We start from the raw sequence: 23,512 nt of genomic DNA, 5'->3' as shown, positions 1-23,512 counted from the left end.
AAAGTGTGCGCGGTTTTCCGCCCGCTTCCCGCTCGGCGATTTTCGAATCGCCATTGTGTTTTGCGGCGCAATGATGGTATCGAGGCGCGGTTTCACCACATGAAGTACCGCCCATCGAGCGCACCGGCCGGCCGCAACGCCGCTCGCGCCGATCGGACGCGAGCATCGGGAGAACGCTGACCATGCAAGACCTCGTTATCCGCCGCCCGGATGATTGGCACCTTCACCTGCGCGACGGCGGCATGCTGCGCGGCGTGATCGCGGACACGAGCCGCCACTTCGCCCGCGCCATCATCATGCCCAATCTGGTGCCGCCGGTCGTGACCACCGCCGATGCCGCCGCCTACCGCGAGCGTATTCTCGCCGCCGTTCCCGCGGAAGATCGGTTCGAACCGTTGATGACGCTCTATCTGACCGAGGGCACCGACCCGGACGATGTCGAGGCGGGCTACAGGCGTGGCCTCGTCAAGGCGGTCAAGCTCTATCCGGCGGGCGCGACCACCAATTCGTCGAGTGGCGTTCGTGACATCGAGAAGGCGATGCCGGTACTGGAACGCATGGCCGAGATCGGCGTGCCGCTCTGCGTCCATGGGGAGGTGACGACGGCAGATGTCGACATCTTCGACCGCGAAGCGGTCTTCATAGAAACCGTGCTCGACCCGCTCCGCCGGCGGCTGCCCGAGCTTCGGATCACGATGGAACACGTGACGACGAAGGACGGCATCGACTACATCAAGGCGTCGAAGGCCAATCTCGCCGGTTCGATCACGACCCACCATCTGATCATCAACCGCAACGCCATTCTCGTCGGCGGTATCAAGCCGCATTATTACTGCCTGCCGGTCGCCAAGCGCGAAACGCACCGCCTGGCGCTGCGCGCGGCCGCGACGTCCGGTGACGCCCGCTTCTTCCTCGGCACCGATTCCGCACCCCATGTCGATCCGCTCAAGGAATGTGCCTGCGGCTGCGCCGGCATCTACACCTCGATCAACACCATGAGCTGCCTTGCCCACGTCTTCGAAGAGGAGGGCGCGCTCGACCGCCTCGAGGCCTTTGCGTCGTTGAACGGCCCCGTCTGGTACAGCCTGCCGGTCAACGAGGAGACGATCACGTTGCGCAAGAGCGAAGAGCCGGTGCGCTATCCCGCGAAGGTCGAGACGGAAGCAGGCCCGGTCACGGTTTTTGATCCGATGTTCCCGCTCTACTGGGCGGTTGTCTGATTAACGAGGGTTCGTTTTGTCGCGTGACTGAAGCCGAAAACCGCTTTTCGGGTCATGCTAGAAGGAGAGTTTCATGTTTTCCAACGCGTTCACCGACAAGGCGGTGATGGCCGAGCTGGTCGCGAAAATGCTCTGGGAGATCAAGGCGGTGCATTTCCGCGCCGACGAGCCCTACAAGCTCTCCTCTGGCATGGCGAGCCCTGTCTACATCGATTGCCGCAAGCTGATCTCCTATCCGCGCATCCGCTCGGCGGTGATGGATTTCGCCGCCGCGACGATCCTTCGCGAGGCCGGCTTCGAGCAGTTCGACGTCGTCGCCGGCGGCGAGACGGCCGGCATTCCCTTCGCGGCCATGCTTGCCGAGCGGCTCGGTCTGCCGATGATCTATGTACGCAAGGCCCCGAAGGGCCACGGTCGCAATGCGCAGATCGAAGGTCACATGCCGGAAGGGGCGCGCGTGCTGGTCATCGAGGACCTGACGACCGCCGGCGGATCGATGTTCAAGTTCATCGATGCGATCCGCGCGGCCGGCGGCATAGTCGATCACGGCATCGCACTCTTCTATTACGACATCTTCCCGGAAGCGCGCGGCAACATGAAAGCAAGGGGCGTCGATCTGCACTTCATCGCCACTTGGCGCAACGTGCTGGCGGTTGCCCGCGAGCAGGCGCTGTTCGACGAGAAGACGCTGAACGAGGTCGAGGCCTTCCTCAACGCTCCGCTCGCCTGGTCCGGACGCAATGGCGGCGTCAGCGGGCTTGCAGCCCAGTGAGCTTTCCGCTGGCTTTGGCGGGAAATCTGATTTAAATCGATTGAATAATCGAAAGAATAACCGTTTAAGGGAGGAATGCCGATGATCGTTTGTTGCGGGGAAGCCTTGATCGATATGCTGCCGCGCGACACGGCAGCCGGGGAGAGCGCCTTTGCGCCCTATGCCGGCGGCGCGATCTTCAACACCGCCATTGCGCTCGGGCGGCTCGGCATCCCGACGGGCTTCTTCACCGGCCTTTCCGACGACATGTTCGGCGATATCCTGCGCGCTACGCTGAAAGCCGCGAATGTCGATTTCGGCCCCTGCGCGACCCTGCCGCTGCACACGACGCTTGCCTTCGTGAAACTCGTCGACGGTCACGCGAGCTACGCCTTCTTCGACGAGAACACCGCGGGACGGATGATCACCAAGGATCATCTCCCGGCGCTCGGCGATTTCTGCGAAGCGCTGCATTTCGGTGCGATAAGCCTCATTCCCGAGCCGTGCGGCTCGACTTATGAGGCCTTGATGATGCGCGAGCACGAGAAACGCGTGATCTCCTTCGACCCGAACATTCGCCCCGGCTTCATTAAGGATCGCGAGGCGCATCTCGGACGCATGAACCGCATGGCCGCGATGTCGGATATCATCAAGTTTTCGGACGAGGACCTAGCCTGGTTCGGGATGGAAGGCAGCCATGACGAGCTTGCCGCGGAGTGGCTGAAGCGCGGCCCAAAGCTGGTGTTGATCACCAAGGGCGCCGACGGCGCCGTCGGCTATACCCGGAACCACAAGGTTGAGGTTGCCGGCGAACGGGTCGCGGTCGTCGATACGGTCGGTGCGGGTGACACGTTCGATGCTGGCGTGCTGGCGTCGTTGAAGCTCAACAACCTTCTGACCAAGGATGCGGTGGCAAATCTGAGCGATGCTGCGGTCCGACAGGCGTTGGCGCTCGGCGCCAAGGCCGCGGCCGTTACCGTCTCGCGCGCCGGCGCAAATCCGCCATGGCGGCATGAACTCGGGCTTTGACGTTGATACCTGCGGCGCTGGGCTATCGGCCGATATGATCGGCGTTTGATTGCAGCGCGGAAAATCGGGACCGGAATTGTCGCCACCCCCCTCTGCCCTGCCGGGCATCTCCCCCCTTGTGGGGGAGATTGACAAGCGGCAAAGTCTCGCTCCTCCAAACCCGCGGCATGACTTACACGTGTCGTGGTGTCGACCGGTACAGAGCTATCTCGGGGCAGGAGCGTGTCCCCAGCTAATCTCCCCCCTTGTGGGGGGGATGCCCGGCAGGGCAGAGGGGGGTAGCGTTCGCCGCTTTCGCTCAGCGTGCCGCCTTCAACAGCGCCGCAACAAGGCCGGCGGTCGATGAATCGTGGCCTTCGGCGCTTTCCTTGCCTTCGACCACCGGCAGCAATCCGGTAGCCAATTCCTTGCCGAGCTCGACACCCCATTGGTCGAAGGAATTGATGTTGAAGAGCGCACCTTCGACGAAGACGCGATGTTCGTAGAGCGCGATCAGGCGGCCGAGCGCGAAGGGATCGAGTTCATCGTAGACGATGGTGAGAGACGGCCGGTTGCCGGTGAAGACCCGGTGCGGGGCGATCTTGTCGGCCTTGGCGTCATCCATGCCCTTCGAGGTGAGCTGCGCTTTGGCTTCGGCAAGGGTGCGGCCCTTCATCAAGGCTTCCGATTGCGCCAGGCAGTTTGCCATCAGCAGCTGATGCTGATGACGCAGTTCCTTTTCGTGGCCGTTCGCGGCGATCATGAATTCGGCCGGGATGATGTCGGTGCCCTGGTGGATCAGCTGGTAGAAGGCGTGCTGGCCGTTGGTGCCCGGTTCGCCCCAGACGACCGGTCCGGTCGAGAATTCGACCGGCGTGCTGTCCATCGTGACGCCCTTGCCGTTCGATTCCATGTCGAGCTGCTGCAGATAGGCTGGGAAACGCGCAAGGCGCTGATCGTAGGGCAGGATTGCCCGCGACGGATAGCCGAGCACGTTGCGGTGATAGAAGCCGATGAGGCCGAGCAGCATCGGGATATTCTGACGCAGTGGCGCTGTGCGAAAATGCTCATCGATCGCGTGGCCGCCGTCGAGGAAGCGGCCGAAATTTTCCTTGCCGATCGCAATCATCAGCGGCAGGCCAATCGCCGACCAGATCGAATAGCGTCCGCCGACCCAGTCCCAGAAGCCGAAGACACGCGCCTGGTCGATGCCGAAGGCCGCAACCTTGTCGAGCGCGGTCGAAACCGCCGCGAAGTGGTGGCCAACCGCCGCCTCACCGAGCTTGCCGGCGATGAAGGCGCGAGCGGTGGCGGCATTGGTCATCGTCTCGATCGTGGTAAAGGTCTTCGAGGCGACGATGAAGAGCGCGGTTTCCGGATCGACGAGCTTCAGCGTATCGGCGATATGCGCGCCATCGATGTTGGAAACGAAATGCAGTCGCGGACCGTCGTGGAAGGGGCCGAGCGCCAGCGTCGCCATCACCGGGCCGAGGTCGGAGCCACCGATGCCGATATTGATGACATCGGTGATCTTCTTGCCGGTGGCGCCCTTCAAGGCGCCGGACCGGATGCCGTCGGCAAAGGCACCCATCGCATCAAGCACGGCGTTGACGTCGGGCATGACGTCCTTGCCGTCGACGAGCACCGGCCGGTTGCTCCGATTCCTGAGCGCCGTGTGCAGCACGGCGCGACCTTCGGTAATGTTGATGATGTCGCCGCGGAACATGGCGTCCCGCTTTTCTTCCACCTTCGCCGCCTTGGCGAGTGCTTCGAGACCCTCGAGAATCCGGTCATTCACTGCGCATTTCGAATAGTCGAAGAGGAGGTCGCCGAGCGTCGTGCTGAAGCGGGAGAAGCGGTTCCGGTCGGCCGCGAAGGCGGCGCGAATGTCGGTTGCATTGGTCTCGCGTGCAGTGGCTTTGAGGTTTTCGACAAGCGCTTTCATCGCAGGCTCCTTGCATCGGAAATTGGCTGCGATAGCTAGTCGGTTTGTTTGCGGTAAATCAAGGGCACGTGTGCGCTGCAGCAAAAAAAGGCCGCCTGCGTTGTGCCGCCCTCGCCGCATCAGCCCTGAAGCGCGTCGCCCGAAAGCGCAGCGGCTTCGGGAGTGGATGCCCCTCACCCTAACCCTCTCCGCGGGCGGGGAGAGGGGGACTAAGTCGGCGCCGCGAGTCTCCTTCGCCCCGCCTGCGGGGGGAAGGTGGCGGCAGCCGGATGAGGGGCCTTTCTGCGCCGGGCAATGCGGTCTACCCGCGCAAATCCTTGCGCAGAATCTTGCCGACATTCGACTTCGGCAACTCGGTGCGGAATTCCACGTGTCTCGGCCGCTTGTAGTTGGTGAGGTTGGCGGCGCAGTGGCGCTTGACCTCCGCCTCGGTGAGATCGGGATCCTTCCGCACGACGAAGAGCTTCACGGCCTCGCCCGAATGCGGATCGGGGATGCCGATGGCGGCACATTCGAGGATGCCCGGGTGGGTTGCCGCGACTTCCTCGATCTCGTTCGGGAAGACGTTGAAGCCGGAAACGAGAATCATGTCCTTCTTGCGGTCGACGATTTTCGTCAGCCCCTCGGAGTTCATGAAGCCGATGTCGCCGGTGCGGAAGAAGCCGTCCGGCGAGATCGCCTTGGCCGTCTCGTCTGGCCGCTGCCAATAGCCGGCCATGACCTGCGGACCACGGATGCAGATCTCACCGATTTCGCCGACCGGCAGCGTGTTGCCCTGCTCGTCGCGAATCTCGACCTCGGTCGAAGGGAGCGGCATGCCGATCGTGCCGGTGAACTCGCCGGTATCGAGCCGGTTGGCGGTGGCGACCGGAGAGGTCTCGGAAAGCCCGTAGCCTTCGTGGATCGGGCAGCCGGTCATCGCCAGCCAACGCTCTGCCACCGGCCGCTGCACGGCCATGCCGCCACCGAAAGTCAGCACGAGCGACGAAAAGTCGAGCTTCTTGAATTCGGCATTGTTCATCAGTGCGTTGAACAACGTGTTGAGGCCGGGAAAGATGTTCGCCTCGTACTTGCCGAGTTCCTTGACGAAGGCGGGAATATCGCGGGGATTAGGGATGAGAATGTTGTTGCCGCCCGTCGCGAGGCCCATCAGCGAATTCACCGTCAGCGCGAAGATATGATAGAGCGGCAGCGCGCACACGAAGGTGAGATTTTCCGGGCGTGCCTTGCGCCGGAAGGCGGTTTCCAGCCACAGCTCCATCTGCGCCATGTTGGACAGAAGGTTGGAATGCGTGAGGGTGGCGCCCTTGGAAACGCCGGTGGTGCCGCCGGTATATTGCAGGAAGGCAACATCGGAAGGCGCCAGATGGGGTTTCGTGAGGGTCAGTTTCGCACCCTTGGCAAGTGCGGCCTTGAAGGAGGTATGCCCCGGGATCGACCAGTCGGGCACGAGTTTCTTGACGCGCCGCACGACGAGATTGACGATTGCTCCCTTGACGCCGAGCATGTCGCCCATGCTGGCGACCACAACATGTTTGACCGCAGTGCGGGCGAGGACCTGCTCGACCGTGTGGGCGAAGTTCTCGAGCACGAAGATCGCCTTGGCGCCCGCATCAACGAGCTGATGCTCGAGCTCGCGCGGCGTGTAGAGCGGATTGACGTTGACCACCGTCAGGCCCGCGCGCAGGATGCCGTAGACGATCACCGGGTTCTGCAGGATGTTCGGCAGCATCACCGCGACGCGATCACCCTTTCTGAGGCCGAGCGATTGCAGCCAGGCGCCGATCGCGGCCGAATGGGTATTGAGAGCGGCGAAGCTGAGCGACTTGCCCATGCAAGTGAACGCCGGGCGCCAGGAATATTGCGCGACCGCGTGGTCGAAGAACTCGCCGATGGAGCGATAGGGGAGGGGCCCGATTTCGGCCGGCACGCCGGGCGGATAGGACTTGAGCCAGATTTTTCCCGGGTTGGAACCCGACTGCTGCGTGCTTGTTTCCGCCATGACCTTCCTCCCTCTGGTCGCCATTGACCGGCCGTGCTCACGGCGAAGAAAGATCCCTCCCGATCTTCCTCTCCGTCGAAGATGAAGCTTTTGCAGCCTCTCTTCAAGCCGTGATTCCGATTATATGACTTTGACGTAAACGTCAACAATAGGCGCTACGCGATACACTGGCACAATGCACGAGATTTTGGTCCGCGCTCCAGCATAACTCCTTGCGACAGCAGGCAAACTATCTCTACTGCATCGCAGCAGGCACGATTGGTGCACGCCGTCCGCCGCAGTTCCAGATATCGAATCTTGAGCAGCGGTTGAAGTGCCGCAGCATGGCTGTTGCATGTCCGACGACGCCCCTCCATTGTCGCGCCCCGCAGCCGCGTGTCGGCGGCCGAGTTTAAGCTCGCCGTCGCCGGGTTCGGCATCGGCCCAGGTGCAATCATGGGGCCGCTGCCCCAGGTCGCCGAAGACGTCGCCGTCTCGGTGCCCAAAACCGGCGCCGTGATCAGCGCTTATGCGTTTGTCGACTCGAAATTTCGCGCGACATCTTGAGTGTGCCTAAATTTCCCTGTCATGTCCCGCCGCTAACGTCCGCGGCGATCGGCCTTCCATCGGAAACTGACTGTCAACACAGCGGATGGGCTGGCAAGGCCTCGGCTTTGTTGTAATGTTGCTAAAAGACGGAGGATGACAGGTGCAATTGGGCAATCGTGAACGAGAAAACCTTCCCGCGGAGCCGAGGCTCTTCGGGCAGCCGGCCCATTCACGTTCTGCCCTCGTCCTGCCGATCTCGGCTGCCCGTTGGTCGCTCGTTCTGGTTCTTCTTGCCGGCGTCTATTTCTTCCATGGCTTCGTGGTGCCGGTGCTCGCGGCCGTCGTCATCGGTTTCGCCAGCTGGCCGATTTACAGACGGCTTCTTGAGGCGGTGAACGGCAACCGCACCCTGGCAGCTACGATCGCCATCGTCTGTGTCGTCGCCTTCATCGTGGTGCCTATTTCGCTCGCCGCCGTCTACGCGGTCGACGAGGTGCGCGACTGGCTTGTCTGGGCGGTTGAAACCAACGCCAACGGGGCGATCGTTCCCACCTGGCTGACATCGATCCCGGTTGTCGGCGCCTGGCTCGGCGAGCAATGGGTGAAATATGTCGGCCACCCGGGCGCGCTCGGTGAACTGGTGCAGCTCGTCAGCGGCTCCAATATCGGCAATATCTATCGCGGCGTGCTCGTGATCGGCGCCTCCGCCTTCCAGTCGTTCCTGACGCTGCTCTTCATGCTGATCACGCTGTTCTTCGTCTACCGCGACGGCCAATCCTTCTCGAAGCAGCTCGACCACCTCGGCGAGCGGATCTTTCCGATGCGCTGGGAGCGGCTGTCGCGCGTCGTGCCGCTGACCATTAGCTCGACGGTGACGGGCATGGGCATTATCGCGATCGGCGAAGGCATCGTTCTCGGGGTGGCCTACTGGCTGGCGGGCGTCCCGTCGCCGGTGACCCTCGGCATCATCACCGGCATCATGGCACTGATACCCGGCGGCGCGCCGCTCTGTTTCACCCTGGTGTCGATCTATCTCGTGGCGAGCGGCTCGCCGGTGCAGGGCGTCGTACTTTTCGCCTGGGGCACGACGGAGCTTTTCATCGTCGACAAGACGCTGAGGCCGAAACTCGTCGGCGGACCGATCAAGCTGCCTTTTCTGCCGACCTTCTTCGGTCTGATTGGCGGCGTAAAAACGATGGGCTTCCTCGGCCTGTTCGTTGGCCCCGTGCTCATGGCACTGCTCGTCGCCATCTGGCGGGAATGGCTGCACGAGGTGACCACGCAGCCCGAACAGCCGACCGTCAACCACATCTCGCGGGCCGACATATCCGTGAAGTGATGCTTTCTAGTCATCGGCCCGAAAATCGGACCCGATCTTCGGAAAGCACGATGCGTAGATTCAAAGAGTTACAGCGACCTTTGTGCGTCCTAAAGGACGCACGGCGCTGTAATGACTCGCGAGGACAGTCCTGACTCAATCCTTGGCGCTTCGGCCGGAAGCCGGCAGGCTGACATTTCCTTGATCTCAAACAAAATATAGAGTTTTCAATAGTTTAGATTGTCTCGGCGCGTTCCGAAAGGCCCTCAGGGCTTCCTGCTGCATGTTTCCTTGCGCGCGTGGTAAGGCGCGCGGCGCTAGGCTCGACGGCGCGAAGACCAGCCTCGTCTATATAAGTTTTTTATTTCTTTGCTCCTCGGCCTCTCTCGAACGTTTATGCGGTTCGAGCCATATTGCTGCCGGGTTTAGCTTTTGCGCACCGATCTTCAGTGCGCATGGAGAATATCCGCTCGCCGGCGCGAGCATAAAGAGCAATGTCTCTCAGTCTTCATAATAAAATAGGAGCAGTCCAATGGATTTCTTCGTCCTGTCGATAGGCGTTTTGTTTTTCGCGTTGTCTTTTGCGTACGCCAATGCGTGCGACAAGCTTTAGAAGAGTGAACAAATTATGTTCGTCGAATACATTCTTGGTGGCGCCGTAACGGTGTTTCTCTTCACCTACCTGATCTACGCGCTCGTTCGTCCAGAGCGGTTTTGATCGCACAGCACCCGGAAAGCCACGTTTATGACTCTCAACGGATGGATACAGATCCTCGTCTTCTGCGGGATCGTCATTTTGCTCGTGAAGCCGCTTGGCGGTTACATGATGCGCGTCTTTAATGGCGAGCGCACGGTTCTTTCGATCGTCTTCGGCCCAATCGAGCGCACTCTCTACCGGATTGCAGGAACGAGCGAGCGCGAGGAGCAGCATTGGACTGCCTATGCCGCGGCTGTGCTTTTCTTCAATCTCGCCGGCTTCCTGCTTCTCTATTTCCTACAACGTTTACAGGGCGCCTTGCCGTTCAATCCGGCCGGCATGAGCGCCGTTCCACCGGAGCTTGCTTTCAACACGGCGGCGAGTTTCATGACCAATACCAATTGGCAGAACTACGGCGGCGAAAGCACGATGTCCTATCTCGCGCAGATGGCCGGCCTGACGGTGCAGAATTTCGTCTCGGCTGCGACCGGCATTGTGATCGCCGTGGCCCTGATCCGCGGTTTCGCCAGGGCATCGGTGAAGTCGATCGGCAATTTCTGGGTCGATATGACCCGAAGCACACTTTATGTGCTGTTGCCCATCTGTGTCGTACTGACGCTCGTCTACGTTTATCTCGGCATGCCGCAGACCCTTGGCGCCTACGTCAACGCGACGACACTCGAAGGCGCTGAGCAGACGATAGCCGTCGGCCCCGTTGCCTCGCAAATCGCCATCAAGATGCTGGGCACCAATGGCGGCGGCTTCTTCAACGCCAATGCGGCGCATCCGTTCGAGAATCCGGACGCGATCTCGAACCTGATCCAGATGGTCTCGATCTTCGCGATCGGTGCGGCTCTCACCAATGTCTTCGGCCGCATGGTCGGCAACGAGCGTCAGGGCTGGGCCATCCTCGCGACCATGGGCGTCCTTTTCCTCGCCGGTGTTGTCGTCTGCTATTGGGCCGAGGCCACCGGCAATCCGCTCGTCCATGCGCTTGGCCTTGAAGGTGGCAATATGGAAGGCAAGGAAGTCCGCTTCGGCATTTCGCTGTCGGCACTTTTTGCCGTGATCACCACGGCTGCTTCCTGCGGCGCTGTCAACGCAATGCATGGCAGCTTCACGGCGCTCGGCGGCCTCATTCCGCTCATCAACATGGAGCTTGGAGAGATCATCGTCGGCGGCGTCGGCGCCGGCTTCTACGGCATCCTCCTGTTCGTCGTCCTGGCGATCTTCGTCGCCGGGCTGATGGTCGGACGCACGCCGGAATATCTCGGCAAGAAGATCGAGGCGAAAGAGATCAAGATGGCCGTCCTCGCGGTGTTGTGCCTGCCGGCAGCGATGCTGATCTTTACGGCCATTGCCGCGGTCCTGCCGATGGGCGTCGCCTCGATCGGAAATCCCGGCCCGCACGGCTTCTCGGAGATCCTCTATGCCTACACGTCGGGTGCGGCCAACAACGGTTCGGCCTTTGGCGGCCTGACGGGCAATACGCCCTGGTACAACATCACCATCGGTCTTTCGATGCTGATCGGACGGTTCCTGGTGATCATCCCGGCTCTCGCGATCGCCGGCTCGCTCGTGACCAAGAAGACCGTACCCGCCTCCGCCGGCACTTTCCCGACCGATGGCGCGCTGTTCGTCGGTCTTTTGGGCGGCGTCATCCTGATCGTTGGCGGGCTGACCTTCTTCCCGGCGCTTGCCGTCGGGCCGATCGTCGAGCATCTCGCCATGCTTCTCGGACAGACCTTCTGAAGGTGATGTCATGGAACAGCGGTTCCGGCAGTCACGCAAACACGTCGATCCTCGCGCCGGTCACGCGGCGCGGGGACCGGTCGAGCCGCCGCGCGTATCGAGCATCCTTCTCCTGATGATGGGCGTCGTGGTGTTGATCGTGCTCTTCGTCGAGGCGCTCATTCCATTGTTCACGGCGGTCTGACTGCGGTGATCTTAGAGTTTCAAGCTGGAGTCTCCCATGAGCCAGTCCAAATCCGCGAGCATCATGGACGCTCGCATCCTCGTGCCCGCCATTGGCGATTCATTCCGCAAGCTCAATCCCAGGAGCCTTGCCAAAAATCCGGTGATATTTGTCGTCGCCGTCGTCTCCACCCTCACGACGATCCTTTTGATGAGGGATCTCGCGACCGGTGGGGACAATATCGGTTTCTCGTTTCAGATCGTTCTCTGGCTCTGGTTCACCGTGCTCTTTGCCAATTTCGCAGAAGCGGTTGCCGAGGGGCGTGGCAAGGCGCAGGCAGACTCTTTGCGGCGCACACGGACGGAAACCCAGGCCAAGCTGCTGACAGGCGGCGACCGCAAGAACTTCAAACTCGTGCCCGGCACCAGCCTGAAAGTCGGCGACGTCGTCCTCGTCGAAGCCGGCGACATCATCCCGTCCGACGGCGAGGTGATCGAAGGCGTGGCGTCGGTCAACGAGGCCGCGATCACCGGCGAGTCCGCTCCGGTCATCCGAGAGTCCGGTGGCGACCGTTCGGCCGTCACCGGCGGTACGCAGGTATTGTCGGACTGGATCCGCGTGCGGATCACCGCGGCGGCGGGTTCGACGTTCATCGACCGCATGATCTCGCTCGTCGAGGGCGCCGAACGCCAGAAGACGCCGAACGAGATCGCGCTTAACATCCTCTTGGCTGGAATGACGCTGATCTTCCTGCTCGCAACGGTCACCATTCCGAGCTTCGCCACCTATGCCGGCGGCTATATCCCGGTTCTGGTGCTCGTCGCACTCTTCGTGACGCTGATCCCGACGACGATTGGTGCCCTGCTTTCCGCAATCGGGATCGCCGGCATGGATCGCCTCGTGCGCTTCAACGTGCTTGCCATGTCGGGCCGCGCGGTCGAGGCGGCCGGCGACGTCGATACGCTGTTGCTCGACAAGACCGGCACGATCACGCTCGGTAATCGCCAGGCAACGGCGTTCAAACCGGTCACGGGCGTCACGGCCGAGGAGCTTGCCAATGCCGCTCAGCTCGCGTCGCTTGCCGACGAGACGCCGGAGGGCCGCTCCATCGTCGTTCTTGCCAAGGAGAAATACGGCATCCGCGCCCGCGAGATGGGCAGCCTGCATGCCGCCTTCGTGCCCTTCACGGCCCAGAGCCGAATGAGCGGCGTCGACTTCGACGGCTCCACCATCCGCAAGGGGGCTGTCGATGCCGTTCTTCAGCACGTGGAACACACCGTTGCGGCGGTCGCAAACAGCCCGGGGAATGCCGTGGCCCTGCGCGAACCGCAGGCGATCCGCGAAATCCAGGCAATCGCCGATGAAATCGCCAAGTCCGGCGGCACACCGCTCGCCGTCGTCAAGGACGGCCGGCTGCTTGGCGTCGTTCACCTCAAAGACATCGTCAAGGGCGGCATCCGCGAACGCTTTGCCGAATTGCGCCGCATGGGCATTCGAACCGTCATGATCACCGGCGACAACCCGATGACCGCCGCCGCGATCGCGGCGGAAGCCGGCGTCGACGATTTCCTGGCGCAAGCTACGCCGGAAAACAAGCTCAGCCTCATCCGCGAGGAGCAGGCCAAGGGCAAGCTGGTAGCGATGTGCGGCGACGGCACCAACGACGCGCCCGCGCTCGCCCAGGCCGATGTCGGCGTCGCGATGAACACCGGCACGGTCGCGGCGCGCGAAGCCGGCAACATGGTCGATCTCGATTCCGACCCGACCAAGCTCATCGAGATCGTCGAGATCGGCAAGCAGTTGCTGATGACGCGCGGCGCCTTGACGACCTTCTCCATCGCCAATGACGTCGCGAAATACTTCGCGATCATCCCCGCGATGTTCCTGGCGTTCTATCCGCAACTCGGTGCGCTCAACATCATGGGGCTCGCGACGCCTGAGAGCGCAATCCTGTCGGCGATCATCTTCAATGCGCTGATCATCGTCGTGTTGATCCCGCTCTCGCTGAAGGGCGTGAAATACAGGGCCATCGGCGCCGGCGCGCTGCTGTCGCGAAACCTCATGATTTATGGCCTCGGCGGCATCATCGTGCCCTTCGTCGGCATCAAGGCGATCGATGTCGTCATCACCGCGCTTGGCCTCGTATAAGGATCATCTCCATGTTGAAGCAACTCAGACCCGCGATCGTCATGATCATCGCGTTGACCGCCATAACCGGACTGTTTTACCCCCTCGGAATGACCGGGATCGCCCAGGCCTTCTTCCCGTACCAGGCCAATGGCAGCCTGATCGAGAAAGACGGGAAGGTGATCGGCTCGGAGCTGATCGGCCAAGCCTTCAGCAGCGAGGGCTACTTCCATGGCCGTCCCTCTGCCGCCGGCGACGGCTACAACGCTGCCGCATCCAGCGGCTCCAACCTCGGGCCGACGAGCGCGAAGCTGATCGACCGCATCGAGGCCGATACCGCGGTGCTGAAGGCGGAAAACCCCTCGGCGCCGGTGCCGATGGATCTCGTCACCACGTCCGGCAGCGGACTCGACCCGCATATTTCCCCGGAAGCCGCCTACTTCCAGGTGCCGCGCGTCGCCAGGGCCCGCGGCATGGACGAGGCCGCGGTCAGGGAACTGGTCGATGGTCACATCGAAGCGCGGGAACTCGGCTTCATGGGCGAACCGAGAGTGAACGTGCTCGCGCTCAACCTTGCGCTCGATGGCAAGGGCGCGCAATAAGACGAAGGCGTCGGAGCCCGTCCTCGCGGCGGGCTCGATCGTCTCAACGAGGAAAGACGAATGGTTGACGAGAGACACGGTACTGATGCCCGACCGTCGCCGGACGCTCTCCTTGAAAACGCCGAACGCGAGACTCGCGGCCGCCTGAAGATCTTCCTCGGCGCTGCGCCCGGCGTCGGCAAAACCTATGAAATGCTGGTTTCAGGCAGGGCGCGCAAGGCCGAAGGCGTCGATGTCGTCGTCGGTGTCGTCGAGACCCATGGTCGCAAGGAGACCCAGGCACTTGCCGAAGGTTTCGAAGTCGTTCCGCGCAAGAAGGTCGATTACAAGGGCCACCTCCTCGACGAGATGGACATAGACGCCGTCCTCGCGCGCCGCCCGGAACTGGTTCTCGTCGACGAGCTTGCCCACACCAACGTCGACGGCAGCCGCCACGCGAAGCGCTACCTCGACGTTGAAGAGATCCTCGCGCGCGGCATCGACGTCTACACGACGCTGAACGTCCAGCACGTCGAAAGCCTCAACGACGTCGTCGCGCAGATCACGCGCATCCGGGTCCGCGAGACCGTACCGGACTCGATCATCGATCGCGCCGATGACATCGAGATCATCGATCTGACGCCGGACGACCTGATCAAGCGCCTGCACGAGGGCAAGGTTTATTTGCCGAAGACGGCAAAACGGGCGATGCAGAACTACTTTTCGCCCGGCAATCTGACGGCCTTGCGCGAACTCGCTCTGCGTCGCACGGCGCAACGCGTGGACGAGCAGCTTGTAAGCCATATGCAGGCGCATGCCATTCCGGGCCCATGGGCGGCGGGAGACCGGGTGCTCGTCTGCGTCGACGAGCACCCGCGTGGGGCGTCGCTCGTCCGCTACGCCAAGCGCCAGGCGGACCGCTTGCGCGCTCCCTGGGCGGCGCTTCATGTCGAGACGTCGCGGTCGGTCAACCTCTCCGATGCCGACAAGGACCGGCTTGCCGCGCATCTGCGGCTCGCCGAGCAACTCGGCGGTGAGGCAACGACGATTCCCGGACAGAACGTAGCAAGCGAAATCCTTCGCCACGCGGCGGCGAACAACGTCACCCAAGTAATCATCGGCAAGCCCGACAAGTCCCGCTGGCGCGAGCTCGTCGCAGGATCGGTCTCCCATGACCTGATCCGGCATGCGGGTGATATCAGCGTACATGTGATTTCCGGATCAGCGGCAGCGCCGGCCGAGCAGCGCGGCATCAAGACGGCGCCGCCACCGACGCAGTTCAAACTCCGGCCCTATCTCTTGAGTACGGTCTATATCGCCGCCGCACTCGCACTCGGCGCGCTGCTAGACCAGGTTCTGGACGTCCAGAATATCGCGCTGGTCTTCCTGATGGCGGTGCTGACTTCGGCGCTGACCGCGGGATTGTGGCCGGCACTCTATGCCTGCGTCGTGAGCGCGCTGGCTTTCAACTTCTTCTTTCTCGAGCCCCGCTACACCTTGACGATCGAGGACCCGGAGAGCGTCCTGGCGCTCGTCTTCTTTCTAGTCGTCGCGGTTATCGCGAGCAATCTGACGGCGCGGGTGCAGCGGCAGGCAATCGCCGCGCGCCAGCGGGCAAGGACGACCGAGGACCTCTATCTCTTCTCGAAGAAGCTCGCGAGCACGGGCACCTTGGATGACGTGCTCTGGGCCACGGCCTACCAAATCGCCTCCATGCTGAAGGTGAGGGTAGTCATTCTCCTTCCCGAAGAAAATTCGATCGAGGTGAAGGCGGGCTACCCGCCGGACGACACGCTGGTCGATGCCGATATCGCCGCTGCACGCTGGGCGTGGGAACATGACCGGCCGGCCGGGCGCGGGGCCGATACGCTGCCGGGCGCAAAGCGCCTCTATCTCCCCTTGAAGACTGGGCGTACCGCCATCGGCGTAGTCGGGCTCGACAATGACAAGCAGGGACCCCTGCTCACGCCCGAGCAGCGGCGGCTCTTCGATGCGCTGGGCGATCAGGCGGCGCTTGCCATCGAGCGAATCCAGCTTGTCGCCGACGTCGATCGGGCGAGACTGGCGGCGGAGGCCGATAGGCTGCGCTCCGCGCTGCTGACATCGATCTCCCACGACCTCAAGACACCGCTTGCTGCCATCATGGGAGCGGCCAGCACCTTGCGTGACTATTCGGCGTCCATGCCGGAGGAAGACCGCAGCGACCTTCTTTCGACCGTCGTCGATGAATCCGAGCGTCTCAATCGGTTCATCACCAATCTCCTCGACATGACACGGATCGAATCCGGCGCGACCCAGCCGAACGCCTCTTCGCACTATGTCGGCGACATCGTCGGCACCGCCTTGAGCCGGGCGAACAAGATTCTGGCAAGGCACAGGACACTGATCGACATTCCGCCGGATCTGCCGATGTTGAAGCTCGATCCCGTCCTGTTCGAGCAGGTGCTGTTCAATCTTCTCGACAATGCCGCCAAATACGCCGCGCCGAACTCGACGATCCAGATTCGCGGTTGGGCAGACGGCAACGTCGTTTTGCTGCAGGTCATGGATGAGGGCCTGGGCATTCCGAGCGGCGACCTCGAGCGGGTGTTCGATTCCTTCTATCGCGTCGAAAAGCGCGATCATGTCCGGGCCGGCACCGGGCTCGGCCTTTCCATCTGCAGGGGATTTGTCGAGGCGATGGGCGGTACGATTACCGCCGGAAACAGGACGGACCGATCGGGCGCGATCTTTACGATCAGGATGCCCATTCCGGCGGAAAGACCAAATCTGGAAAATCTGACATGACGATTTCTGCCGTGAAAATACTGGTCGTGGACGACGAGCCGGCAATCCGGAAGCTGCTTCGCGTAGGCCTGACGACGGAAGGCTATGCGGTGATCGAAGCGATCAATGCCAAGGACGCGATCGCTCAGGTGAGCGCGGATCAGCCGGACCTGATCCTGCTCGATCTCGGCCTGCCCGACATGCCTGGCCACGACCTCCTTGGCAAATGGCGAAACGAAGACGCGCTGGATTTGCCGATCGTCATTCTCTCCAGCCGCACCGACGAGACCGGTATCGTCCGGGCGCTGGAGATCGGCGCTGACGACTATGTCACCAAGCCGTTCGGCATGAAGGAACTCGTGGCGCGCATCCGGGTCGCGCTTCGGCACAGGCTGCAGCAACAGGGAGAGCGACCGATCTTCAAGACCGGCGAACTTTCGGTCGATCTTGTCAAGCGCATCGTGAAGATCGGGGACAAAGAGATCAAGCTGTCGCCCAAGGAGTACGATATTCTGCGCGTGCTCGTGCAGCATGTCGGCAAGGTCATCACGCACCAGTATCTGTTGAACCAGGTTTGGGGCGGATCGACTGACGTCCAGTATCTTCGCGTCTACGTTCGGCAGCTTCGCCAGAAGATCGAGCGCAGCCCGGACCAGCCCCAATACATCACCACCGAGACCGGCGTCGGCTACCGCCTGCGCGAGGTCGAATAGGCGCCCAAAGCCAACACTTGAGCGCGCGAACAGCGAAGTGACGCAATGAAAATCTCGGAAATCATCAGTCCGGAGAGTGTGAGGCTTGATCTGACCTCTCCATCGAGGACGAGCCTTCTTCAGACGATCTCGGAAATCGCCGGAACGGCGCTCGGCATTGGAGCGTCCGAAATATTCCTTGCCTTGAGCAACCGGGAAAAGCTCGGCTCGACTACAGCACCGCGTGTCTTATCAGACGCGCAAAGGACGCTGTAGCACTTTGAATTGTTGCATGTTTTTCGCCTTTAATCGGCTACGATTAAAGGCAACATGCAGTAGCATCGGTCAAGGCATTGCCATTCCGCACGCGCCCGTACCGGGTGTCGAGAGCCCCTTCTTCCTGATGATACGGCTGAAAAAACCGATTGATTTCGAGGCCGTCGACGACGCTGCCTGTTGCTGACACCGGTTCAGGGAAGCCAACTGAATGTGCTGGCCCACCTGGCCAGAAAGCTGCGTTCAACGGAAATCGTCGGGCGATCCGTTCCGCGTCGTCGCGTGAGGAAGTCTTTTCGCTGCTGGCGGATGACGGCGCACCGTAGATTGGAAGACGCAGGTCGCTCAAGCCGTGCCGCTGCGAGCCTCGTCGAGAAGCCTGGTGACCTCTTCGTCCGATGTCTGGTCGAAGTCGACATAGTGGTGGCCGACCGCCCGGAACGGGTCCGGTGCTTGCAGGCAAATGACGTCGTCAGCTTCCGTTTTCAGTTGCTCGAGGGCGTCGCTTGCGGCGACGGGAACAGCAAGAATGATCTTGCCGGTTCGCGCTTTGCGCAACGCCTTCACGGCGACTTTGACAGTGCTGCCGGTCGCGACCCCGTCGTCGACAACGATCACCGTACGTCCTTCGGTCGGCGTCGGCGATCGGTCGCCCTGATAGATCTCCCGCCGCCGCTCGATTTCAGCGAGCTGGTGCCGGCTTTCGGCCTCGACGTAAGCAGCGTTAGGATCGACGAGGCGCATCGCCTCCTCGTTGTACACGAACTGCGGATCACTGCCGTCCACTACAGCGCCGATGCCATATTCTGGATGCCCGGGCGCGCCGATCTTGCGCACCAGGACCAATTCGAGCGGTGCGCGCAGGGCTTTGGCTACTTCGAATGCCACGGGCACGCCGCCGCGCGGCAGTGCCAAGATCAGAGGATCCGACTGAGCATATTTCGCCAGAACTCCTGCGAGCTGCCGTCCCGCATCCCGGCGATCTGCAAATTTTCGCTGTGGAGATACCATGGTCTCAAGTCCCTCTTCGTGTGTTGCCGAGATGGATCAAGAACCAGTCTGTCGCGTGCCGGATCACTTGATCCATCGTGCCGGGCTCCTCGAACAGGTGGCCCGCACCCTCGACAATGATGAGGCGCTTCTCGCAGGCAAGGGCGTCGAAAGCGCGCTGGTTCATGTCGATCACCGGCCCGTCGAGGCTGCCGACGAGAAGGAGCGTGGGAGCGCGAACCCCTGGGAGCACCTGGATGGCAAGGTCAGGGCGACCGCCGCGTGACACCACCGCGCCTACATCCGGTTCGGCATAAGCCGCCTGCAGCGCCGCGCCGGCACCTGTGCTCGCGCCGAAATAGCCGACCGCCAAGTGCACCGTCTCGGGAGCTTCGGTGATCCAATGCTTGGCCGCCACCAGCCGTTCAGCAAGGAGAGCGATGTCGAAGACGTTCCGGCGGTCCTGTTCCTCGTCCGGTCTCAGGAGATCGACGAGAAGTGTCGCCAATCCTGCTTCCCTCAGTGCGGCCGCAACGCGATTGTTGCGAGGGCTGAAGCGCCCGCTGCCACTGCCATGCGCAAAGATCACGAGACCGCTCGCGCCGGAAGGGACGCCGAGAAAGCCCTCGATGCCCGAGGGTCTGATTCTTACGGACTGCACATCGTCAGGTATCGAAAAGGCCATCTGCTTGCCCTCTCAGTCGCGCTGTAGGTGTCTGCGCGCCATGTCGTCACTGGATCTTTCGGGTTCGCCCGATCCGATTTCCCACCGAAAACAGCGTACAGGCCTAGTTACTGGCCGGAGTTGTCCGCCGAACCCGAACCGCCGATCGTCATGTGTTCCAATCCCGGCAGGCGCCGATTGTTCCCCGCTTCACCAGACGATCGACCGGAACACTTTTCCCGAGCGGATGTTTGGTGGTGAGAGCAGAGCGCGGCGACGCCGTGGGATCGAATCGTTCCCCATCAAAGGCAAAGGTGCAAATCATGGACCCGAGGACTGAGCTAAAGCTGCACACCGGCAACAGGATGCCAGTTATGGGCGTCGGAACATGGCAGTTGACGACCGACACGGCGGACACGATCGCAACTGCCCTGAAGCTCGGCTATCGAATGATCGACACGTCCGGAGACTATGGGACCCAGCCGGGCATCGCGGAAGGAATAAGCAGGAGCGGCGTCGAGCGCACGGACTTCTACCTGGTTACAAAAGTGGAGGAGGTCGGGGACGCCTATCAAGCGACGCGGAAAAATCTCGACGAACTGCAACTGGACTATGCCGATCTCATGCTCATACACCGTCCGCCGCGAACGGGTGCGGGAGAGGATCTTTGGCGAAGTCTGATCCGGGCGAAAGAGGACGGCCTTACGAAAGATATCGGCGTCAGCAATTACTCGATCGAGCGCATCGACAGGTTGATAGATGCGACCGGCGCAGTCCCGACCGTCAATCAGATCGAGTGGAGCCCGTTCGGGCACAGCGACGATATGCTGCGCTATGCGAGGGAAAAGCAGATCGTCATCCAGGCCTACAGCCCCCTGACACGCACGAAACGGCTCGGTGATGCCACGCTTGCGGAGATCGCCGCGAAATACGGCAAATCGCCGGCCCAGGTGCTGATCCGATGGAACCTTGAGCGCGGCACGGTTCCCGTTCCCAAGGCCAACCAGCGGCAACACTTGGAAGAGAACATCGATGTGTTTGATTTCGATATCAGCGAGGACGACCTGGGAGCCCTCAATCGCCTGAACGAGCGCTACTCGTCGCTCGGGACGCTTCCATATAATTAATCATAAAGTCCGTACGCAGCGCGCGCAGCCGGGGCCGACAAGCCCAGGCTATCATGCCGCATTCCCTTCTCGCCGAAGCCGGTGTGTTTGCCACAGGCGGATGGCGGCGTGTTACCTAAGTCTTTGAAAAAAATGGTGCCGCTTACGTGACTCGAACACGTGACCCCATCATTACGAATGATGTGCTCTACCGACTGAGCTAAAGCGGCCCTCAATGGTCCCGCGGAGAGCCGCGGAACGAAGTGTGAGGCGCTGATAAACGCAAAGCGGTAAGATTTCAAGCCATCAGTTTCGAGAACTTGAAAATTCCTTGGGCGGATGAACATGGCGATAGGCGCCGAGCCCGAGCCGCGTTCGGGCCGCGTCGTATTCCCGTTCCAGCCGGTCGATGAGCTCAGCCACCGTGCTGATCTCGCGGATGGCGCCGATGCCCTGGCCGCAGCCCCAGATGTCCTTCCAGGCTTTCGCCCCTTCGGCGGCGCTGCCGAAATCCATCTTCGACGGGTCCGCCTCCGGCAGTCGATCCGGATCCATGCCGGCCGCGCTGATCGAGGGCTTGAGGTAGTTGCCGTGAATGCCGGTGAAATAGTTGGAATAGACGATGTCGGCAGCGCTGCTGTCGACGATCATCTGCTTGTAGGCATCGCTGGCGCGCGCCTCTTCGGTGGCGATGAAGGGGGAACCGATATAGGCCATGTCCGCGCCCATCGCCTCTGCCGCGAGAATGGCGCCGCCGGTGGCGATCGCGCCGGAAAGCATCAGCGGCCCGTCGAACCACGCGCGGATCTCCTGGATAAGCGCAAAAGGCGAGAGCGTTCCGGCGTGGCCGCCGGCCCCGGTGGCAACCGCGATCAGGCCGTCCGCACCCTTGCGGATCGCGGAATTGGCGTGCCGATTGTTGATGACGTCGTGGAGCACTATCCCGCCGTAGGAATGGATGGCGGCATTCACTTCCGGGACCGCGCCGAGCGACGATATGACGATCGGTACCTTGTATTTGACGCAGAGCATCAGGTCGTGCTCGAGCCTGGCATTCGACTTGTGGACGATCTGATTGACCGCGAATGGCGCCGCGGGCCGGTCGGGATGTTTGGCATCGTGGTCGGCGAGCGTTTCGGTGATTTCCGCAAGCCACTCATCGAGCTGCGATTGCGGGCGCGCATTGAGGGCGGGAAAGGAGCCTATGACACCGGCTTTGCACTGCGCGATCGTCAGCCTGGGATGCGAGACGATGAAGAGCGGTGCGCCGACCACCGGCAGTCTCGTTGTTCCGGAAAGGATTGGCGGCAAGGGCATCAGGTTTCTCCATCCCACATTGTTTTGACGTTTGCGTAAACGTCAAAACAAATAGCAGCTACCAGTGGACTTGCAAAGAGACGCTTTTCCGCGCATCAGTCGAGCCCTGCCTTGTTTTCCCCGTCGAAGTCCCGGTGGTTTTGCGCCCGGACTTGCGAATTCCGAAAGCAACGGTTACCCAATCGTTAATAAAACCAACGGCGTGGATCGGGAAGGGGACTATTCTGTCCTTGAAGGATGGAAATACCCGCTCGGCTGCGGCGCGCCGCTACAGCGCACGCGCGTCTTGTCAGACGCGCAAACGTCGCTGTAGTGCTTTGAATTGCTGCATGTTTCTTTAGCTCAGTGCGACCTAGGGAAACCTGCAGCAGGCTTCGTTGCACAGAAGGACTTGATGTGAGCGGACTCGAAACTGCGATCAGGAATGCACTGGAACGCTCGGACAGAACCAACGCGGAAATCCGTGCACGCATCTATCAGTCGGCCCGTCAGGCGCTGGAAAACGGACTGAAAAAGCAGCAAATCGAAGACCCCGACGTGATCGCGAAACAGCGCCATCGGCTCGAGGCGGTCATTCACGCGATCGAGACGGAAGAACGCGCGGCCCTGCGGGCGCGTTCCGCTGCGGCACCGGTCGCCAGCCTCGGCGAAGCAGGCGAGTGGGCGGCGCCCAATCCGGCGGCCGCGGACCCTTCCGTTTCCGCCCGTCGCGAGCCGGCTGCCGGTGAAAAAGGGCGCGCGGCGCAGGGCGAGAGCGACCTTGGCGCCCTGCGCGCCGATCGCGAGGATTCGTTGGCCTCGGGGCGGATTGTCGCCACACCGCCATCGGCAGCCGCGGACGGCAAGGCCGCGTCGGCTGCGCCCGACGTCGGTGCCGCCGACAAGCGGCCGCGCAAGCGCCGGCGCGGGCGCCTGCTATCCCTCGCCATGGTCGTGGCAACGCTCGCTGCGGCTGCCGGCGCCACGGTGTGGTGGATCCAGACGAACGACCTGCTGAAATCTCCGGCCGATACCAGCGTCGCCAATCCACCGGCCACCGTGGAATCGGAAGATTTCCACGGCGCGGCAGGACTTCAGAACCTCGCCGCACAGGAAGGCTTCTCCGGCGAGTGGATCGAGGTATTCACGCCGGCGGAGGTTGCGGCGATCAAGCCAGGCGCACGCTCGACCGTCGAGCCCTTGAACGACGACGGCGGCGAACGCGTGCGCGTGACGTCGGCCGTCGCCGGCAGGGATGGGGATCTCGTCTTCGAAATTCCCGCCGATACACTGGCACAGCTCTCGGGCAAATCATCGACATTGGCGCTTACCGTCCAGGCCATGCCGGGCAAGACCGCGGAATTCTCCGTCGAATGCGACTTCTCCTCGCTCGGTGCCTGTGGCCGCCACCGGTTCACCGTGCATGACGAGCGGCTGGATATGCTTTTCAAGATCTCATTCGAGGGGAATATTGCGCCAAGCGGTCCCGGCAGGCTCGTGCTCAACAGCGACGTCAGTGGGGCGGGCAACAGCCTGGACGTTTTCGCGATTCGCGTGCTGCCGGGGCAATAGGCCGGTCTGGCGCCCTGTGTCGCGAATAGGCGTCTGACATGACGTGCGGCACCGTTCG

General features: G+C 62.0%; 20 protein-coding genes, 1 tRNA gene and 1 pseudogene. 16 read left to right on the top strand and 6 right to left on the bottom strand.

Annotated features, from left to right (window positions below):
* Positions 1-182: 182 nt before the first annotated feature.
* The 3 genes from pyrC (at position 183) to PZN02_RS03655 (ending at position 3,000) form a co-directional block, all read left to right on the top strand.
* Positions 183-1,220, top strand: a complete 1,038-nt coding sequence (pyrC, locus tag PZN02_RS03665) for a dihydroorotase (protein ID WP_280660263.1) — start codon at positions 183-185, stop codon at positions 1,218-1,220.
* A gap of 73 nt (positions 1,221-1,293) precedes the next feature.
* Positions 1,294-1,992, top strand: coding sequence for an orotate phosphoribosyltransferase (locus PZN02_RS03660; RefSeq protein ID WP_280660262.1), 699 nt, complete (start codon positions 1,294-1,296; stop codon positions 1,990-1,992).
* 81 nt (positions 1,993-2,073) lie between these two features.
* Positions 2,074-3,000: a carbohydrate kinase family protein gene (locus PZN02_RS03655; RefSeq protein WP_280660261.1), complete on the top strand. Its 927-nt coding sequence runs from the start codon at positions 2,074-2,076 to the stop codon at positions 2,998-3,000.
* Between the two features lie 298 nt (positions 3,001-3,298).
* On the opposite strand, the gene pgi is transcribed toward PZN02_RS03655, so the two are convergent.
* Entirely contained in the window at positions 3,299-4,924 is a 1,626-nt protein-coding gene (gene pgi / locus PZN02_RS03650) for a glucose-6-phosphate isomerase (protein WP_280660260.1), read from the bottom strand.
* 301 nt (positions 4,925-5,225) lie between these two features.
* On the bottom strand, positions 5,226-6,926 hold the full coding sequence (locus PZN02_RS03645; RefSeq protein ID WP_280660259.1) for a long-chain fatty acid--CoA ligase: 1,701 nt from the start codon (positions 6,924-6,926) through the stop codon (positions 5,226-5,228).
* Between the two features lie 327 nt (positions 6,927-7,253).
* Between PZN02_RS03645 and PZN02_RS03640 the strand changes: the two are divergent.
* The 11 genes and pseudogenes from PZN02_RS03640 to PZN02_RS32215 all read left to right on the top strand — a co-directional run.
* Positions 7,254-7,439: pseudogene (locus PZN02_RS03640) on the top strand (MFS transporter); the annotation flags it as partial.
* A gap of 175 nt (positions 7,440-7,614) precedes the next feature.
* Positions 7,615-8,793, top strand: a complete 1,179-nt coding sequence (locus tag PZN02_RS03635; protein ID WP_280660258.1) for an AI-2E family transporter — start codon at positions 7,615-7,617, stop codon at positions 8,791-8,793.
* Positions 8,794-9,400: 607 nt separating this feature from the next.
* Entirely contained in the window at positions 9,401-9,490 is a 90-nt protein-coding gene (gene kdpF / locus PZN02_RS03630) for a K(+)-transporting ATPase subunit F (RefSeq protein WP_136509178.1), read from the top strand.
* A 27-nt stretch (positions 9,491-9,517) separates the two neighbouring features.
* Complete coding sequence (kdpA, locus tag PZN02_RS03625) at positions 9,518-11,221, top strand: potassium-transporting ATPase subunit KdpA (RefSeq protein ID WP_280660257.1); 1,704 nt, start codon at positions 9,518-9,520, stop codon at positions 11,219-11,221.
* A gap of 10 nt (positions 11,222-11,231) precedes the next feature.
* Positions 11,232-11,405 carry a hypothetical protein gene (locus PZN02_RS03620; RefSeq protein WP_280660256.1) on the top strand — a complete coding sequence of 58 codons (174 nt, stop codon included), beginning with the start codon at positions 11,232-11,234 and terminating at the stop codon, positions 11,403-11,405.
* Positions 11,406-11,441: 36 nt separating this feature from the next.
* Positions 11,442-13,532: a potassium-transporting ATPase subunit KdpB gene (gene kdpB, locus PZN02_RS03615; protein ID WP_280660255.1), complete on the top strand. Its 2,091-nt coding sequence runs from the start codon at positions 11,442-11,444 to the stop codon at positions 13,530-13,532.
* Between the two features lie 11 nt (positions 13,533-13,543).
* Positions 13,544-14,113, top strand: coding sequence for a potassium-transporting ATPase subunit KdpC (kdpC, locus tag PZN02_RS03610; RefSeq protein ID WP_280660254.1), 570 nt, complete (start codon positions 13,544-13,546; stop codon positions 14,111-14,113).
* A gap of 60 nt (positions 14,114-14,173) precedes the next feature.
* The gene (locus tag PZN02_RS03605) at positions 14,174-16,879 is read left to right on the top strand and encodes a sensor histidine kinase (RefSeq protein ID WP_280660253.1); all 2,706 of its coding nucleotides are present in this window, start codon (positions 14,174-14,176) and stop codon (positions 16,877-16,879) included.
* Positions 16,876-17,571 carry a response regulator gene (locus PZN02_RS03600; RefSeq protein WP_280660252.1) on the top strand — a complete coding sequence of 232 codons (696 nt, stop codon included), beginning with the start codon at positions 16,876-16,878 and terminating at the stop codon, positions 17,569-17,571. Before PZN02_RS03605 ends, PZN02_RS03600 begins: the two co-directional genes overlap by 4 nt.
* Before the next feature lie 45 nt (positions 17,572-17,616).
* Positions 17,617-17,826 carry a PTS sugar transporter subunit IIA gene (locus PZN02_RS03595; protein WP_280660251.1) on the top strand — a complete coding sequence of 70 codons (210 nt, stop codon included), beginning with the start codon at positions 17,617-17,619 and terminating at the stop codon, positions 17,824-17,826.
* 16 nt (positions 17,827-17,842) lie between these two features.
* Entirely contained in the window at positions 17,843-18,013 is a 171-nt protein-coding gene (locus tag PZN02_RS32215; RefSeq protein ID WP_425336267.1) for a PTS sugar transporter subunit IIA, read from the top strand.
* A 158-nt stretch (positions 18,014-18,171) separates the two neighbouring features.
* On the opposite strand, the gene PZN02_RS03590 is transcribed toward PZN02_RS32215, so the two are convergent.
* Together PZN02_RS03590 and PZN02_RS03585 are read right to left on the bottom strand one after the other, a co-directional pair.
* A complete protein-coding gene (locus PZN02_RS03590; RefSeq protein ID WP_280660250.1) occupies positions 18,172-18,837 on the bottom strand; it encodes a phosphoribosyltransferase in 666 nt (221 codons plus the stop codon).
* A gap of 4 nt (positions 18,838-18,841) precedes the next feature.
* On the bottom strand, positions 18,842-19,501 hold the full coding sequence (locus PZN02_RS03585) for a dienelactone hydrolase family protein (RefSeq protein WP_280660249.1): 660 nt from the start codon (positions 19,499-19,501) through the stop codon (positions 18,842-18,844).
* A 353-nt stretch (positions 19,502-19,854) separates the two neighbouring features.
* Between PZN02_RS03585 and PZN02_RS03580 the strand changes: the two genes are divergently transcribed.
* Positions 19,855-20,607 (top strand): aldo/keto reductase family protein, encoded by a 753-nt coding sequence (locus PZN02_RS03580; protein ID WP_280660248.1) that lies wholly within the window; start codon positions 19,855-19,857, stop codon positions 20,605-20,607.
* A gap of 133 nt (positions 20,608-20,740) precedes the next feature.
* On the opposite strand, the gene PZN02_RS03575 is transcribed toward PZN02_RS03580, so the two are convergent.
* A tRNA-Thr gene (locus PZN02_RS03575) sits at positions 20,741-20,816 on the bottom strand.
* Positions 20,817-20,892: 76 nt separating this feature from the next.
* Positions 20,893-21,903, bottom strand: coding sequence for an NAD(P)H-dependent flavin oxidoreductase (locus PZN02_RS03570; RefSeq protein WP_280660247.1), 1,011 nt, complete (start codon positions 21,901-21,903; stop codon positions 20,893-20,895).
* Between the two features lie 396 nt (positions 21,904-22,299).
* Between PZN02_RS03570 and PZN02_RS03565 the strand changes: the two genes are divergently transcribed.
* The gene (locus PZN02_RS03565; RefSeq protein WP_280660246.1) at positions 22,300-23,454 is read left to right on the top strand and encodes a biotin transporter BioY; all 1,155 of its coding nucleotides are present in this window, start codon (positions 22,300-22,302) and stop codon (positions 23,452-23,454) included.
* Positions 23,455-23,512 lie beyond the last annotated feature (58 nt).

The organism is Sinorhizobium garamanticum (genome assembly GCF_029892065.1).
Classification (GTDB): Bacteria; Pseudomonadota; Alphaproteobacteria; order Rhizobiales; family Rhizobiaceae; genus Sinorhizobium; species Sinorhizobium garamanticum.
This window is presented reverse-complemented; position numbering and strand designations above follow the sequence as displayed.

Coding starts and splice junctions, on each gene's coding strand:
- pyrC (WP_280660263.1), top strand. CDS start 183: ATGCAAGACCTCGTTATCCGCCGCCCGGATGATTGGCACCTTCACCTG.
- PZN02_RS03660 (WP_280660262.1), top strand. CDS start 1,294: ATGTTTTCCAACGCGTTCACCGACAAGGCGGTGATGGCCGAGCTGGTC.
- PZN02_RS03655 (WP_280660261.1), top strand. CDS start 2,074: ATGATCGTTTGTTGCGGGGAAGCCTTGATCGATATGCTGCCGCGCGAC.
- pgi (WP_280660260.1), bottom strand. CDS start 4,924: ATGAAAGCGCTTGTCGAAAACCTCAAAGCCACTGCACGCGAGACCAAT.
- PZN02_RS03645 (WP_280660259.1), bottom strand. CDS start 6,926: ATGGCGGAAACAAGCACGCAGCAGTCGGGTTCCAACCCGGGAAAAATC.
- kdpF (WP_136509178.1), top strand. CDS start 9,401: ATGTTCGTCGAATACATTCTTGGTGGCGCCGTAACGGTGTTTCTCTTC.
- kdpA (WP_280660257.1), top strand. CDS start 9,518: ATGACTCTCAACGGATGGATACAGATCCTCGTCTTCTGCGGGATCGTC.
- PZN02_RS03620 (WP_280660256.1), top strand. CDS start 11,232: ATGGAACAGCGGTTCCGGCAGTCACGCAAACACGTCGATCCTCGCGCC.
- kdpB (WP_280660255.1), top strand. CDS start 11,442: ATGAGCCAGTCCAAATCCGCGAGCATCATGGACGCTCGCATCCTCGTG.
- kdpC (WP_280660254.1), top strand. CDS start 13,544: ATGTTGAAGCAACTCAGACCCGCGATCGTCATGATCATCGCGTTGACC.
- PZN02_RS03605 (WP_280660253.1), top strand. CDS start 14,174: ATGGTTGACGAGAGACACGGTACTGATGCCCGACCGTCGCCGGACGCT.
- PZN02_RS03600 (WP_280660252.1), top strand. CDS start 16,876: ATGACGATTTCTGCCGTGAAAATACTGGTCGTGGACGACGAGCCGGCA.
- PZN02_RS03595 (WP_280660251.1), top strand. CDS start 17,617: ATGAAAATCTCGGAAATCATCAGTCCGGAGAGTGTGAGGCTTGATCTG.
- PZN02_RS32215 (WP_425336267.1), top strand. CDS start 17,843: ATGTTTTTCGCCTTTAATCGGCTACGATTAAAGGCAACATGCAGTAGC.
- PZN02_RS03590 (WP_280660250.1), bottom strand. CDS start 18,837: ATGGTATCTCCACAGCGAAAATTTGCAGATCGCCGGGATGCGGGACGG.
- PZN02_RS03585 (WP_280660249.1), bottom strand. CDS start 19,501: ATGGCCTTTTCGATACCTGACGATGTGCAGTCCGTAAGAATCAGACCC.
- PZN02_RS03580 (WP_280660248.1), top strand. CDS start 19,855: ATGGGCGTCGGAACATGGCAGTTGACGACCGACACGGCGGACACGATC.
- PZN02_RS03570 (WP_280660247.1), bottom strand. CDS start 21,903: ATGCCCTTGCCGCCAATCCTTTCCGGAACAACGAGACTGCCGGTGGTC.